The 14120-nt window shown below is 50.3% G+C and carries 15 protein-coding genes and 1 other annotated feature; of the genes, 5 read left to right on the top strand and 10 right to left on the bottom strand.

Annotated elements, in window-relative coordinates; translation table 11 throughout:
* Nucleotides 1-88: 88 nt before the first annotated feature.
* Nucleotides 89-1042: a transaldolase gene (gene tal / locus DRI82_RS06395; protein ID WP_114192666.1), complete on the bottom strand. Its 954-nt coding sequence runs from the start codon at nucleotides 1040-1042 to the stop codon at nucleotides 89-91.
* Between the two features lie 318 nt (nucleotides 1043-1360).
* Here tal and DRI82_RS06390 point away from each other — a divergent pair, with 318 nt between their 5' ends.
* Complete coding sequence (locus DRI82_RS06390; RefSeq protein ID WP_114192665.1) at nucleotides 1361-2797, top strand: alanine/glycine:cation symporter family protein; 1437 nt, start codon at nucleotides 1361-1363, stop codon at nucleotides 2795-2797.
* Between the two features lie 129 nt (nucleotides 2798-2926).
* Complete coding sequence (gene yaaA, locus DRI82_RS06385) at nucleotides 2927-3703, top strand: peroxide stress protein YaaA (protein ID WP_114192664.1); 777 nt, start codon at nucleotides 2927-2929, stop codon at nucleotides 3701-3703.
* A 58-nt stretch (nucleotides 3704-3761) separates the two neighbouring features.
* Here the strand turns inward: yaaA and thrC are convergent, their stop codons facing one another.
* From thrC to yjjY, 6 genes are all read right to left on the bottom strand, one after another.
* Nucleotides 3762-5051 (bottom strand): threonine synthase, encoded by a 1290-nt coding sequence (thrC, locus tag DRI82_RS06380; RefSeq protein ID WP_114192663.1) that lies wholly within the window; start codon nucleotides 5049-5051, stop codon nucleotides 3762-3764.
* A gap of 3 nt (nucleotides 5052-5054) precedes the next feature.
* A complete protein-coding gene (gene thrB / locus DRI82_RS06375) occupies nucleotides 5055-5984 on the bottom strand; it encodes a homoserine kinase (RefSeq protein ID WP_114192662.1) in 930 nt (309 codons plus the stop codon).
* A 1-nt stretch (nucleotide 5985) separates the two neighbouring features.
* Nucleotides 5986-8445 carry a bifunctional aspartate kinase/homoserine dehydrogenase I gene (gene thrA, locus DRI82_RS06370; protein WP_114192661.1) on the bottom strand — a complete coding sequence of 820 codons (2460 nt, stop codon included), beginning with the start codon at nucleotides 8443-8445 and terminating at the stop codon, nucleotides 5986-5988.
* Nucleotides 8446-8470: 25 nt separating this feature from the next.
* Nucleotides 8471-8589, bottom strand: a sequence feature (Thr leader region).
* Complete coding sequence (gene thrL / locus DRI82_RS06365) at nucleotides 8528-8596, bottom strand: thr operon leader peptide (protein ID WP_071998276.1); 69 nt, start codon at nucleotides 8594-8596, stop codon at nucleotides 8528-8530. (Overlaps the previous feature by 62 nt.)
* A 221-nt stretch (nucleotides 8597-8817) precedes the next feature.
* Nucleotides 8818-9507 (bottom strand): tRNA/rRNA methyltransferase, encoded by a 690-nt coding sequence (locus tag DRI82_RS06360; RefSeq protein WP_114192660.1) that lies wholly within the window; start codon nucleotides 9505-9507, stop codon nucleotides 8818-8820.
* Nucleotides 9508-9912: 405 nt separating this feature from the next.
* Entirely contained in the window at nucleotides 9913-10056 is a 144-nt protein-coding gene (gene yjjY, locus DRI82_RS24275) for a YjjY family protein (RefSeq protein WP_245956793.1), read from the bottom strand.
* A 102-nt stretch (nucleotides 10057-10158) separates the two neighbouring features.
* Between yjjY and arcA the strand changes: the two genes are divergently transcribed.
* Nucleotides 10159-10875 (top strand): two-component system response regulator ArcA, encoded by a 717-nt coding sequence (gene arcA, locus DRI82_RS06350; RefSeq protein ID WP_114192658.1) that lies wholly within the window; start codon nucleotides 10159-10161, stop codon nucleotides 10873-10875.
* A 59-nt stretch (nucleotides 10876-10934) separates the two neighbouring features.
* Here arcA and creA read toward each other — a convergent pair whose 3' ends face one another.
* Complete coding sequence (gene creA, locus DRI82_RS06345; RefSeq protein ID WP_114192657.1) at nucleotides 10935-11411, bottom strand: protein CreA; 477 nt, start codon at nucleotides 11409-11411, stop codon at nucleotides 10935-10937.
* Between the two features lie 211 nt (nucleotides 11412-11622).
* Here creA and robA point away from each other — a divergent pair, with 211 nt between their 5' ends.
* A complete protein-coding gene (gene robA / locus DRI82_RS06340; RefSeq protein ID WP_114192656.1) occupies nucleotides 11623-12489 on the top strand; it encodes an MDR efflux pump AcrAB transcriptional activator RobA in 867 nt (288 codons plus the stop codon).
* On the opposite strand, the gene gpmB is transcribed toward robA, so the two are convergent.
* Entirely contained in the window at nucleotides 12486-13133 is a 648-nt protein-coding gene (gene gpmB / locus DRI82_RS06335; RefSeq protein WP_114192655.1) for a 2,3-diphosphoglycerate-dependent phosphoglycerate mutase GpmB, read from the bottom strand. The two genes, robA and gpmB, sit on opposite strands and share 4 nt — an antisense overlap.
* A 53-nt stretch (nucleotides 13134-13186) precedes the next feature.
* Between gpmB and yjjX the strand changes: the two genes are divergently transcribed.
* Nucleotides 13187-13720, top strand: a complete 534-nt coding sequence (gene yjjX / locus DRI82_RS06330; protein WP_114192654.1) for an inosine/xanthosine triphosphatase — start codon at nucleotides 13187-13189, stop codon at nucleotides 13718-13720.
* A gap of 54 nt (nucleotides 13721-13774) precedes the next feature.
* On the opposite strand, the gene trpR is transcribed toward yjjX, so the two are convergent.
* Entirely contained in the window at nucleotides 13775-14107 is a 333-nt protein-coding gene (trpR, locus tag DRI82_RS06325; protein ID WP_114192653.1) for a trp operon repressor, read from the bottom strand.
* Nucleotides 14108-14120: the final 13 nt, after the last annotated feature.

The following is a 14120-nucleotide window of genomic DNA, read 5'->3' as shown; positions in this document are numbered from 1 at the left end:
GCATAAGTATACGGTTTTGGTCCGGTGCTGGCGCATGAGGTATAAAAAAAGGTGGCCGAAGCCACCTTTCAGTCCATTATCTGCGCACTTACAGCAGATCGGAGAGCATTTTTTCCAGTTTTTCCTGGTCAGCCGCAAACTTACGGATACCGTCGGTCAGCTTTTCAACAGCCATTGGATCGCTGTTGTGCTGCCAGTAGAACTCAGGCTCAGTCAGTGGTTGTGGCTTCGCTTTCACTTCACCACTGAAGGACAGTTTACGCTCCAAAGGACCTTCGCTTTCAGCCAGTTCTTTCAGCAACGTTGGCGCAATAGTCAGACGGTCACAACCAGCCAGTTCAATGATTTCGCCCACATTACGGAAGCTTGCGCCCATAACCACAGTCTTGAAGCCATGTTCTTTGTAGTACTTGTAGATTTCAGTTACTGACACTACGCCTGGATCTTCGTTTGGTGCGAACTCTTTCTTGTCGCCATTGGCTTTGTACCAGTCAAGAATACGGCCAACGAAAGGCGAGATCAGGTAAACGCCCGCTTCCGCACAGGCACGCGCCTGAGCAAAGGAGAACAGTAGGGTCAGGTTACAGTTGATGCCTTCTTTTTCCAGCTTCTCGGCAGCACGAATACCCTGCCAGGTCGAAGCCAGTTTAATCAGAATACGGTCATTGCTGATACCGGCTTCTTTATATAATTTGATCAGGCGTTTAGCTTTCGCGATGCTTGCATCGGTATCATAGGAAAGACGCGCGTCAACTTCGGTAGAAACACGGCCAGGGATCAGTTTGAGGATTTCCAAACCGATTTTCACCGCCAGCATGTCGGTAGCGTCAACGATCTGTTGAGCATGGTCTCCGCCCTGATCGCGCGCCCAGGCGATAGCTTCATCGATCAACTTACGGTATTCAGGAATTTGTGCTGCATTGAGAATCAGCGATGGGTTGGTGGTTGCATCTTGTGGTTGATACAGTTTCATTGCCGCGATGTCTCCCGTGTCAGCAACCACGGTAGTAAACTGGCGTAGAGAAGTAAGTTTATCGGTCATTTTGGCATTTCTCGTAGTTAGGGTATGTCGTGGGAGCATTTTCATGCTCAGCCTTGTCTCTGATGATAACATGCAAGAAGCGGCACGCAAGGCTGGAAATAGGCAAAAGCTCACTGAGCGTTCAGAAGCGCTTTCGCCATAAAATCACCGTGTTAAACCTACACAAGCGCTGAATATCAAGAATAATGCACTAGAAAAATGCGAGTTGTGATAAATTCGCCGCGATTTTTTATGAGTACATGACAGAATCCACTAACACAGGATGTGTAATTCCAAGGCCAAACGATACCTTGGGATGAGAACTGATAAGGAATAAAAATGACGGATCTGATGAGCTTATTGAATACTCTTCTTTGGGAATCTGTACTTACCTATTTACTGGCAGGAGTGGGTATCTATCTCACTCTGCGTACCCGCTTTATTCAGTTTCGCCATTTTATTCATATGTTTTCCTTGTTGAAAAACAGCCGCAAGCGGGACAGCGCAGGGATTTCCTCTTTTCAGGCACTGTGTACCAGTCTCGTCTCACGCGTAGGGGCCGGTAACATGACGGGCATCGCCATCGCGCTCACCATCGGTGGACCGGGTGCCATTTTCTGGATGTGGGTAGCAGCGATCCTGGGGATGTCGACTTCGTTCATTGAATGCACACTTGCTCAGTTATACAAAACCAAAGACGTTAATGGCCACTATCGCGGGGGACCCGCCAGTTACATGGAAAAAGGACTGGGGATGCGCTGGATGGGCGTCATTTTCTCTGTGCTTCTGATCCTGTCTTTTGCTTTTGTATTTAATGCGGTACAGGCGAACGCCATCGCCCAGACCAGCGCAGCCGCCTTCGGATTTGATCCGCTACATGTCGGGGTTTTTCTGGTGGTCGTGTGCGGATTGGTCATTTTTGGCGGCATCCGCACAATCGGTCGCGTAGCTGCAATTGTGGTTCCACTCATAGCTTCAATCTATTTGCTGCTGACTTTCTGGATTGTCGCCCATAACCTGGAACGCATACCCGATATTTTCATGCTGATTATGCGCAGTGCGTTCGGCCTGCAGGAAGCCGCCGCAGGCGCAGTGGGTTATGGCATTGCGCAGGCAATGACACAAGGAATCCAACGCGGCTTGTTCTCCAACGAGGCCGGGATGGGATCAGCCCCCAACGGGGTAGCCTCAGCAACGCCCTACCCGCCGCATCCGGCAGCACAAGGCTATCTTCAGATGCTGGGCGTGTTTATTGATACCATCGTTTTTTGCAGTTCCACTGCCACGATTATCCTGATTTCAGGAATCGTTACTCACCCGACCGATGTCATCAGTGGGATTGAACTGACGCAGCGAGCCTTCTCTGTGACTGTAGGGGAATGGGGTTCACCTTTCTTCGCCGTTGCCATTTTTTTCTTTGGCTTCATCTCAATCATCACCAACTACGCCTATGCCGAGAATAATCTGGTGTTTCTACAGCATAATCATCCGGCCAGATTGACTCTGTTTCGTCTGGCGTCTTTGGGAATGGTGATGTTCGGTACCCTGACCGAATTACCGCTGGTGTGGAAAATGGCCACTATTTCGATATCGCTGATAACGATTACCAATCTGACCGCCATTCTCCTGCTCTCGGGCATTGCGCTGAAACTGGCCAGGAATTACGACTTCCAGCGTCGGTTAGGTAAAATCCCCACCTTCGACCTCGTTGACTTTCCGGAACTCAAATTGCATCTGGAACCCGGTATTTGGCCGAACAGCAAGTTACGCGGGTGACGAAGTGTCTGTTGGCGTTGGGTAAAGAGTGTCTGTTGGCGCTGGGTAAAGAGTACCTATTGGAGCCATCGCCCCTTTTTCAGCGCTTTTTTGCTAAAGTAGCGGCATCAGAAAAAACAGGATGCCGCTATGCTGATTATAATTTCACCTGCCAAAACTCTGGACTACACCAGCCCGCTCGCTACCCGACGCTATACCCTGCCTGAATTGCTGGATAAATCGCAGCAGTTGATCAGAATTTGCCGCAAGTTAAGTCCGGCGCAAATTTCAGGATTGATGGGGATCAGTGACAAATTGGCTGGATTGAATGCCACCCGCTTCCATGACTGGCACCCGGATTTTACCCCGGACAATGCCCGTCAGGCACTGCTGGCGTTCAAGGGTGATGTCTATACCGGACTTGCAGCGCAGGATTTCAGCGAGGACGATTTTGATTTTGCCCAACGGCATCTGCGCACACTTTCCGGTTTATACGGGGTCTTGCGGCCGCTGGATTTGATGCAGCCTTACCGCCTTGAAATGGGCATTAGACTGGAGACCGCCAAAGGCAAGGATCTCTACACATTCTGGGGTGATCACATCACGAAAAAACTCAACCAGGCGCTGGCTGAACAAGGGGATAAGGTGGTGATCAATCTGGCTTCTGATGAATATTTCAGATCGGTCAAACCAGCCAAATTGGATGCTGAGTTGATTAAGCCGGTATTTCTGGATGAGAAGAATGGTAACTACAAAGTCATCAGTTTTTATGCCAAAAAAGCGCGCGGTTTGATGAGTCGTTTTATTATTAAAAATCGCCTGACCCGCGTCGATCAGTTGGCCGATTTCAATCTGGATGGCTACCGCTTTGATCAGCAGCGCCCAGAGAAAAATGAACTGGTTTTTACTCGCCCTGAACAGCACTAATACAGCGTGAAAGCATGATAAAAAAGGGCCATCAGGCCCTTTTTGCCACGTCTTAATGTTACTTCGGCAATCCCAACAGGAAACTGCGCAGTCCTGCAAAGTCAGCGCCCATGTTGTGTGACAACAGAGGCAAATTGGCGCGCACTGCCAGTTCATTTGGCAGTACCAACGGCTGGCCGAGGATCTCTTCAACGCTCTCTTTGAATTTGGCCGGATGCGCTGTACCGAGGAACAGACCAAACTCACCCTCTTTCAACTGATCGCGCAGCAGCCGGTAAGCGATGGCGGCATGTGGTTCAGAAATATAGCCTTTCGCTGCCAACTCATGCATCGTCTCTTTGGTGGTTTCATCACTGACAGCACCAAATCCCAACTCTTTTAACTGCCAGATTTTGCGACGGAACAGTTCTTCAACGCGCGGCCAGTTATTCGGTTGGCTGACATCCATGGCATTCGACAGGGTCGCCACGGTTGCACTCGGCAGCCATTGTCCCTGCGCCAGGTAGCGGGGAACTGTGTCATTGGCATTGGTCGCCGCGATGAAACGCTTAATGGGCAATCCAAGGGATTTCGCCAACAGCCCTGCCGTGAGATCGCCAAAGTTGCCGCTGGGCACCGACACCACCAACTGATTGCGGTCATGCTGCGGCAGTTGTGCAACAGCCTCAAAGTAGTAGCAGATCTGGGCCAGCAGACGGCTGATATTAATTGAGTTGGCCGAGTTGAGGCTCAGTTCGCGCTTCAGCTCTTCATCATCAAATGACTGCTTCACCAGCGCCTGACAGGCATCAAAATCACCATCAATCGCCACCGTGTGGATATTCCCACCCAGCGTACAGAACAGTTTTTCCTGCAACGGGCTGATTTTGCCACGCGGATAGAGGATCACCACACGCACGTTTTTCAGGCCGTAGAACGCATGCGCCACTGCCGCACCGGTATCGCCAGAGGTTGCGGTCAAAATGGTCACCGGCTCGTCGCCAGAAACTTCAGTCAGCATTTGCGCCATGAAACGGCCGCCGAAGTCCTTGAATGCCAGCGTCGGGCCGTGGAACAGCTCCAGCGTGGAGATGTCGTCTTCCACCTTAACCACGGGCGCAGGGAATTCAAATGCCGCCTTGACGCGTTTTAACAGTGTTTCTTCTGGGATTTCATCGCCGATAAAAGTCGACAGAATACGCGCGCTACGGGTAACGAAATCCAACTCGAGTAAATGATCGATTTCAGTCAGCTCAAATTCCGGCAATTCCAGCGGGAAAAAAAGCCCCTGCTTTTTGCCTAATCCCTGTTTGATCGCCTGGGCAAAGCTGACTTGCTCGTTGTGATCCTTCAGATTGTACAGTTTCATGCGTTATCCCAATAGTCGTGCGCCTGCAGTATCCAGACGGCAAATATGAACAAAACCTTCGTCGTTTTGCAGGTAGTGGTTTTCCAACCAGTCAGCCATACGACGCGCCGTTTCCCGGTCGTTACACACGGCAAACAGCGTCGGGCCTGAACCCGAAATTCCACAGGCCAGCGCACCGATTTCCCGAGCCGCTTTACGCGCCTCGGCAAAACCCGGCAGCAAGCGGGTACGATACGGCTCGGCGATCACATCCTGCATCAACTTAACCGCCAGCTCAGGTTGTTGAGTATGGCAGGCGTGAATAAACCCGGCCAGATAACGGCCATGATTGATGCAGTCCTGGCGACGGTATTGTGCCGGCAGAATGGCCCGCGCTTCCGCCGTTGACACTTTGATGCCGGGATACGCCATGACCCACAGCCAATCGCTGAAACCGGGAACGTCCTGACTGATAATTCCGTTTTCGTTAAGCATCAGTTGCAAACCGCCAAGGAAACACGGCGCAACATTGTCGTAATGCACACTGCCAGAAATACGCCCTTCCAGCTCACCCATCAACGTAAGGAGAGTGTTGTCGTCCAACGGTTTGCCACAAAATTCATTCATTGCCATCAATCCGGCAACGACAGAGCAGGCGCTGGAACCCAGACCTGAACCGATCGGCATATTTTTCTCCAGCGTCATCGCGACGGGGATCTCTTTGCCAATTTCCTGACAGAAACGCTGCCAGCATTGGTAGACGATATTCTCTTTCGGATCGTCCGGCAGTTTGCTGACGAAACGCCCTTCATTTTTCAGGCTGAAGACCTCAGCCGCTTTTACGCTGACACAATCGCCGAGCAGAGAACCATCGGCCGGCGACACCGCCGCACCGAGCACATCAAAACCAACGCTTACATTACCAATCGAGGCCGGTGCATACACCTTAACCATATTAGACTCCCAACTTCCATGACAGCGTGCGCAAAAGATCGGCGAAAACGCCTGCGGCGGTGACATCGTTGCCCGCACCGTAACCGCGCAGAACTAATGGCAGCGGCTGGTAATAGCGAGTATAAAACGCCAACGCATTCTCACCATTTTTAACTTTATACAGCGGATCATCGCCGTCCACTGCGTCGATTTTAACCAGACAGCGCCCATCTTCGATCACACCGACATAGCGCAACACTTTCCCTTCCGCGTTAGCTTGCGCAATGCGGCGGGCAAACTCTTCGTCCAGCGACGGCAGGCGGGCCATGAAATCAGCCACGCTGCCGCTGGAATCAAATGAGGCAGGCAACACGGATTCTACGTCGATGTCTTCCAGCTCAAGACGATAACCGGCTTCACGCGCCAGAATCAACAGCTTGCGCGCCACATCCATTCCGGAAAGATCGTCACGCGGATCGGGCTCCGTATAGCCGTTCTGTTTCGCCTGATGGGTCGCTTCTGACAGGGACATCCCTTCATCCAGCTTACCGAAAATAAACGACAGGGAACCTGAAAGAATTCCCGAGAAGCGTGTCAGTTCATCACCCGCATTCAGCAGGTTCTGCAAATTCTCGATAACCGGCAAACCTGCGCCCACGTTAGTGTCGTACAGGAACTTGCGTCGGGATCCCGCAGCCGCTTTACGCAGTTGATGGTAATAATTCATCGACGAGGTGTTCGCTTTTTTGTTCGGCGTAACAATGTGGAAACCATCTGCCAGGAAATCGGCATACTGATCGGCAACTTCCTGACTCGAGGTACAATCGACAATCACCGGGTTCAACAGGTGGTATTGTTTGACCAGACGAATCAGACGTCCCAGGTTGAAGGGCTCTTTCGCTGCCCCCAGTTCATCGCGCCAGCTATCGAGCGCGATACCATGGACATTGGTCAGCATGGCGCGGGAGTTGGCGATACCGCAAACGCGCAAATCAATATGCCTCTTTTTCAGCCAGGCTTGTTGACGGGAGATCTGCTCAATCAACGCCCCGCCTACACCACCCACGCCAATCACAAACACTTCGATAACCTGATCGGTGTTGAACAGCATTTGGTGACTGACGCGAACGCCCGTCGTGGCATCTTCATTATTGACGACCACCGAAATGGAGCGTTCCGAAGATCCCTGGGCAATGGCGATGATATTGATGTTGGCGCGCGCCAGTGCTGCAAAAAATTTCGCTGAGATACCACGCAGCGTGCGCATGCCGTCACCCACAACCGAAATCACCGCCAGATGTTCCATGACGTCCAGAGGTTCCAGCAGTCCATCTTTCAGCTCCAGATAGAACTCATCTTCCAGTGCCTTGCGTGCACGATGCAGTTCGCTTTGCGGTACGCAGAAACTGATGCTGTATTCGGAAGACGATTGGGTGATTAACACCACGGAGATGCCTGAACGCGACATCACTGCAAACACCCGAGCCGCCATGCCGATCATCCCTTTCATGCCCGGTCCGGACACGTTGAACATCGCCATATTATTCAGGTTGGTGATACCTTTGACCGGATTGAGGTCGCCGAGACTCTCACCGCCAATCAGCGTGCCGGGAGCTTGTGGGTTAGTGGTGTTTTTAATCAGGCAAGGAATCTGGAATTGGGCGATGGGGGCGATGGTGCGGGGATGGAGAACTTTGGCACCGAAGTAGGAAAGTTCCATCGCTTCCTGATAGGACATCGACTTCAGTAACCTTGCGTCAGGAACAGTACGCGGGTCACAGGTGTATACACCGTCGACATCCGTCCAGATTTCGCAACAATCTGCGCGCAGACAGGCGGCCAGAACGGCAGCCGAATAGTCCGAGCCGTTACGGCCCAGCACGACCAATTCACTCTTCTCGTTGCCCGCAGTGAAACCCGCCATCAGCACAATATGATCCGCAGGAATGGCCTTGGCTGAAATGCGCAGGGTGGACTGCGCGATATCGACCGTCGACTCCATATAATGGCCATGCGCCAGCAGTTTTTCGACGGGATTGATTACCGTCACGCCAAACCCTTTAGCCTTGAACACCGCTTCCATAATGGCGATCGACATCTTCTCACCCAGGCAGATGATCCTCGCATTGACGCTATCAGGACATTGGCCGAGAAGCGCAATACCATGAAGTTTTTGCTTGAGCTGCGCAAACTCCTGCTCAACAAAAGCCTTGAGTTTGGCGTAATCAAAACCCGGTTGTATTTTTGCCAAGCCGCTAAGCAGTTCGGAGAAAATACGTTCGGCATCACTGATATTCGGCAGAATGTCTTGACCAGCCACCGTTTTTTCAATCATCGCAACCAAGTGATTGGTGATCTTGGCCGGTGCAGAAAGCACGGTCGCAACCTGTCCCTGACGTGCATTACTTTCCATGATATCGGCAACACGCATAAAGCGTTCTGCATTTGCTACTGAGGTTCCGCCAAATTTCAGCACTCGCATTTCTGATCTCTCCTGAATTTATGTCGAAAAAAAAGCCCGCACTGGTTAGGTGCGGGCTTTTTTCTTGTTTTTCCTGTGCGCGTCAGCCCGCCCCGTTACCTGTGGTATCGGTGGTGGTAATAATTGTCGTATTCAGGCTGATGTTTCGCATTGTCTCTGTCTGTCTCAATTAAATCTGTCCCCCTCTATTAGCTAAAGCAATAGGTTCACCAAGTCAAATTTTTTCTGAGTCCACCCGTTTTGAAGAGCATATGGAGCGGCATGATATCAATCTCTGGATTTTTGATTCAGCAGTTAAAACACCACGATTAATCAAAAAACAACAGAATATTAATCTACATATGAACGCAAAAACAGTGATTGAGAAGTCGATTATTCCCCTATTTTTTTTTCAATGTCATGCAGCAAGGTATGCAGCATCGCCGTATCCCTTTGCTCCACGCCACCCAATCTTTGATGTATCCAATCGCGCAATTTTTCATCTCCAGCAACGTCCAAACGCTGCAATAAGGTATCAAAACGCTTGCGCAGCGCAGCCAATTGACCACTGAAGGCTCTCTCCGGTTCGGGTGCTGAGAAATCATGAAGCAACGCCGATAACTGATAGCAATACACCATGACGGCCTGCCCCAGATTCAGTGAGGGATAGTCGGCTTTCATCGGCACACCCGTCAAAAGATCGGCCAACGCCAACTCATCATTTGTCAGCCCAGAATCCTCTCGCCCAAAGATCAATGCCACCTGATTTACCCACTGCTGCTTTTCCTGAAGTTGTTCAAAGAGTTGCTGCGGAGTACTGTAGTAATGAAATCTTGCGCGACTGCGTGCCGTGGTGGCGATAGCGAAATCAATGTCTGACAGTGCACTTTCCAGTGAATCGAAATGCGTGGCCTGCTGCAGTATTTCACCCGAACCATGTGCAACCCAACCCGCTTCCGGTTGGAGATGAGCCTGGCTATTCACGATCCGCAATGAATCAAACCCCATGGTTTTCATTGCCCTTGCCGCAGCCCCGACATTCTCAGGCCGGGCAGGTGAAACTAAAATGATATGTAATTGCATCAGAAACTCAGTTAGAAACGGGGGAAAATGGTCGATAACCACTTTATCCTGTCATTCATTGAGATGCCATTTATCAAAAATTCACATTTAATTAACATATTCATTGACTTACAAGAGAGCAAAAACACCGCTTAACGTGGCTTAATGCACTCAACTTCCCGCCGAACACGTTTAAGTTTACAAAATAAATAGAATTCAACGAGATAAAGCTGGCGCAATTTATATTATTTTTGTTAAATTCCCTTGGTCGATCCTCATGCTGAATCGTGAAGAATAATCAACGAAGTGTGACTTAACTCGCCATTCTTGTAAGAGTTTTTGACTAATCTGTTAACGTGCTACAATTGAAATTGATGTATGTCAATAAACCGTAGTTTTGTTGGGTGGTAAATTCGACACACACTGTTATATTGCTGTTAATAGGGTTAGGATATGCGCCGCTTTTGGTACCCTAGAGGCTGTAGGGAAAGGCATCCCCCCAACCAAGCTAGCGATGTTGTTGACGTTGATGGAAAGTGCATCAAGAACGAGTTTACGTACTTTAGTCAGGGTGCAAGAGAGATGTGGGTCATAGATGCGCGCAGCTCCTAGAAAACAAAGACTTCTGTACTTCCTATTTTCTATTTTGTTGGCAATTTTAGGTAGCAACCCATGCAGACCGCGCACATTCTGATCGTTGAAGACGAGTTAGTAACTCGTAATACATTAAAGTCCCTGTTCCAGGCAGAAGGCTATGTTGTTCGTGAAGCCAGTAATGGCGCAGAAATGCACCAGGTTCTGGCTGAAGATAAGATCGATCTTGTTATCATGGATATCAACCTTCCAGGCAAGAACGGTCTACTGTTGGCTCGCGAACTGCGTGAACAGGCGAGCGTCGCGCTGATGTTTTTGACCGGGCGTGACAATGAAGTTGATAAAATCCTGGGCCTGGAAATTGGTGCAGATCATTATATCACCAAGCCGTACAATCCACTTGAGCTGGCCATTCGCGCCCGTAATCTACTGTTACGTACCATGAATAACGGTAAAGCGGTTGAAGAACGCAAACTGGTTGAGAGCTACAAGTTCAACGGTTGGAAGCTGGAGATCAACAGTCGTTCGTTGATCAGCCCCAACGGTGAACATTACAAACTGCCGCGCAGTGAATTCCGTGCCATGCTGCACTTCTGTGAAAATCCCGGCAAGATTCAGACCCGCGATGAGCTGTTGAAGAAAATGACCGGACGCGAGTTGAAAGCAAAAGACCGCACGGTTGATGTGACTATTCGCCGCATTCGCAAGCATTTTGAATCGATACCGAATTCTCCAGAAATTATTGCCACCATTCATGGTGAAGGTTACCGCTTCTGCGGCGATCTGGAAGAATAACTCTGGCGTCAGGAATGCGCTAAGAAAAATGCCAGCACTGGATGCTGGCATTTTTGTCTCTAGCGTGTGCCCCAGGGAATAATCGGCACAGCGCTCAACGCATTCTTCGGCGAACCATCGACCACTTTATCGGAATAGGAGAGATAGATGAGCGCGTTGCGTTTCTCGTCATAAAAGCGTACTACCTGAAGTTTCTTAAACACCAGCGAAGTTCGTTTCTGAAAAACAACGATGCCTTTATCCTGAGAGGCCTTCACTTTGTCACTCAGCTCGATAACACCGACCTGTTGGCAAGAAATGGCAGCATCGGATGTGTCCTCCGCCAACCCCAATCCCCCTTTTATTCCTCCGGTTTTTGCTCGACTGATATAACAAGTTACATTTTTAACATCAGGGTCATCGAACGCCTCTACCAGAATTTTATGATCCGGCCCGAAGAGTTTAAAAACGGTATCCACGGACCCGACCTGTTCTGCCTGCGCCATATTTACCGTGCCAGTCAGCAGGCCACAGAAAAATAACCATCGCATTTTCATTTACTTACTCCAAAAACAAAGCATTGCATGTCGAATTGCATACTCAGGACTGTTTTTTTTGGTATGCATCACAAAAGCAGCATCTTCCCAAAAGACATGAGATATATAGCACTCACAGACTAAAAATTCTTAAGAAGTTTTAACGTTAAAAAGTTGCTATCATGCGGCGTCATCATTCTTTGCGCATCTCTTAGTTCAACGAGGACGATCTATGGATCAAGCCGGAATCATTCGTGATCTTCTTAGCTGGTTAGAAAGCCATCTCGATCAGCCACTATCACTTGACAACGTTGCTGCCAAAGCTGGCTATTCCAAATGGCACCTGCAACGGATGTTTAAAGATGTCACTGGCAATGCCATTGGCGCCTATATCCGTGCCCGCAGACTTTCAAAAGCCGCGGTAGCGCTGCGTTTAACCAGTCGCCCGATATTGGATATCGCACTGCAATATCGTTTTGATTCTCAGCAAACTTTTACCCGCGCATTTAAGAAACAATTTTCGCAAACCCCGGCTCTTTATCGTCGTGCAGAAGATTGGCATTCATTCGGAATTTGCCCACCGATCCGTTTAGGTGCCTTCCATCTGCCGCAACCAGAGTTCATCTCGTTACCCGAGCAGAATCTGGTGGGGATGACACAAAGCTACACCTGTACGCTGGAGCAAATCTCGAATTTCCGTACGGAATTGCGCACCCATTTTTGGCGTCAATATCTTGGAGAAGCGAAGAGCATTCCTCCGGTGCTGTACGGTTTACATCATTCTCGCCCCAGCCAGGAAAAGGACGATGAACAAGAAGTGTTCTATACCACGGCTATCGAACCTCAGCACGTTCCTGCCAATGTGCCAGAAGGACAACCGGTTATCCTGCAAGGCGGTGAGTATGCCTTATTCACTTATCAGGGTCCGATCGACGGTCTGCAGGATTTCATTCTGACGCTGTACGGTACCTGTCTGCCATCAATGAAATTGACGCGCAGACGTGGTCACGACATCGAACGATTCTTCCCTAAAGGTGGTCCGAATGAACAGCCACCTGAAGAGCTTGAATGTGAATACCTGATCCCGATCCGCCGTTAACGCTGTATCTCATCAAGTGCGGGCATATCCAGATGTGAGGTGTCGCCCGCAGTTTCAACAATCCAGCCAGGCGCCAGCCAAGGGCTGTTCTGATGATCAACGCGGGACAGGGAACAGTTTCGCAAACGAAGACGCCGTTCCGCATACGCAGGCAAACCAATAATCGTTCCGATGAGGCAGCCCAGCGCAATTCCGTGGCTGACAATCAACGGTTTGCTTCCCGCAGGTAATTCCAGGCAACTTTCGAGCGCTGCGCGCATGCGTTTGCCCAATTCCAACATGGATTCCCCTTGAGGAATGCGCCCATCGGGTGTGCCATCCACCATTTGCTTGCGCCAGCCCTCTTCTTCGGCGGTCAATCCATCAATCAACCGCTCTTCCAGCACGCCCATATGCAGTTCGCGCAGTCGGGGTTCAAGGATCACCGGGCAACCACATGCATCGGCAATGATTTTGGCGGTACTCTGGGTACGGCCTAAATCGCTGGTGATCACATGGGTTATCCCCTGCTTGCGCATGCGTTCAGCCACCTGCTTTGCCTGCTGTTCGCCTAGGTCTGTAAGTGGACTATCTGATTGTCCCTGAATACGGCGTGCCGCGTTCCATTCGGTTTCGCCGTGGCGAACAAGATATACCTGTAACATGTCTTTTTTCCGTTATACTGCGTGAAACTTATCAATAGGTGTCGAGAACAGTTATGTATCATGTGATTGCTGCTACTACTAATCCGGCCAAAATCAACGCTGTCCGACTGGCTTTTGAGGACATATTCGGTACCGACACGTTTTACATTGAAGGTATCGAGGTTGAAAGTGGCGTCTCTCACCAGCCTATCGGCTGTCAGGAGACACGAACCGGCGCACGTCACCGGGTGATTTCTGCCAGGCAACTCCGCCCTGAAGCTGACTTCTGGGTCGGAATCGAAGCCGGCATCGAAGATGAGATGACCTTCGCCTGGATGGTGATAGAAAATATGCATCAGCGTGGGGAATCACGATCCGCCAGTCTGGCGCTACCTGAAATTATATTACAAGGTATTCGACAAGGCCGTGAATTAGGCGACGAAATGGCAAAACTGACGGGAATTGCGGATGTTAAGCGCCGTGGCGGTGCCATGAGTATTTTCACCGCCGGGAAATTGAGCCGAACGAGCGTGTATCATCAAGCGCTGGTGCTGGCACTCGCGCCCTTCCATAACGCCATTTATCAGGCCCGAAGCCAGATGCATTAAGCATGACAACTCTGGTAATAACCACAATAATTGGAGCGACGCCAAGTATGCAGGTTATTTGTTCTTGGGGGTGAGCAGTTGCTGCTCCAACCACTGTTTCAACTGCGGCGGGGACGCTTTCAGGCTGTTCGACCCGCGGGTTATAGTCGCAATGCCAGCCCCCAATTCACTCTTCAACTCCCTTTGACTCATCTCGCCACGCATCAACTCTTCAATGATACGCACACGGGTACCTAACGCCGTACGCTCATCGGGAGTGAACAGCAATTGCATCAGAGGTTGATGGAGATCTTCGGCAAAAGATTGCTGAAGCAGCGCGACGAAGCGCAGCCAGTCCTCATTACCTTGTTGGGAAAGAGCGGGGTCGGTTAACGATAACTGTGTCATGATCGGCTGCCAT

The sequence above is a fragment of the Edaphovirga cremea genome (assembly GCF_003332275.1).
In the GTDB taxonomy this organism is placed as follows: domain Bacteria; phylum Pseudomonadota; class Gammaproteobacteria; order Enterobacterales; family Enterobacteriaceae; genus Edaphovirga; species Edaphovirga cremea.
This window is presented reverse-complemented; position numbering and strand designations above follow the sequence as displayed.

What these genes read in the sequence shown, in the direction of transcription:
- tal (WP_114192666.1), bottom strand. Translation starts at nt 1,042, where the DNA reads ATGACCGATAAACTTACTTCTCTACGCCAGTTTACTACCGTGGTTGCT.
- DRI82_RS06390 (WP_114192665.1), top strand. Translation starts at nt 1,361, where the DNA reads ATGACGGATCTGATGAGCTTATTGAATACTCTTCTTTGGGAATCTGTA.
- yaaA (WP_114192664.1), top strand. Translation starts at nt 2,927, where the DNA reads ATGCTGATTATAATTTCACCTGCCAAAACTCTGGACTACACCAGCCCG.
- thrC (WP_114192663.1), bottom strand. Translation starts at nt 5,051, where the DNA reads ATGAAACTGTACAATCTGAAGGATCACAACGAGCAAGTCAGCTTTGCC.
- thrB (WP_114192662.1), bottom strand. Translation starts at nt 5,984, where the DNA reads ATGGTTAAGGTGTATGCACCGGCCTCGATTGGTAATGTAAGCGTTGGT.
- thrA (WP_114192661.1), bottom strand. Translation starts at nt 8,445, where the DNA reads ATGCGAGTGCTGAAATTTGGCGGAACCTCAGTAGCAAATGCAGAACGC.
- DRI82_RS06360 (WP_114192660.1), bottom strand. Translation starts at nt 9,507, where the DNA reads ATGCAATTACATATCATTTTAGTTTCACCTGCCCGGCCTGAGAATGTC.
- arcA (WP_114192658.1), top strand. Translation starts at nt 10,159, where the DNA reads ATGCAGACCGCGCACATTCTGATCGTTGAAGACGAGTTAGTAACTCGT.
- creA (WP_114192657.1), bottom strand. Translation starts at nt 11,411, where the DNA reads ATGAAAATGCGATGGTTATTTTTCTGTGGCCTGCTGACTGGCACGGTA.
- robA (WP_114192656.1), top strand. Translation starts at nt 11,623, where the DNA reads ATGGATCAAGCCGGAATCATTCGTGATCTTCTTAGCTGGTTAGAAAGC.
- gpmB (WP_114192655.1), bottom strand. Translation starts at nt 13,133, where the DNA reads ATGTTACAGGTATATCTTGTTCGCCACGGCGAAACCGAATGGAACGCG.
- yjjX (WP_114192654.1), top strand. Translation starts at nt 13,187, where the DNA reads ATGTATCATGTGATTGCTGCTACTACTAATCCGGCCAAAATCAACGCT.
- trpR (WP_114192653.1), bottom strand. Translation starts at nt 14,107, where the DNA reads ATGACACAGTTATCGTTAACCGACCCCGCTCTTTCCCAACAAGGTAAT.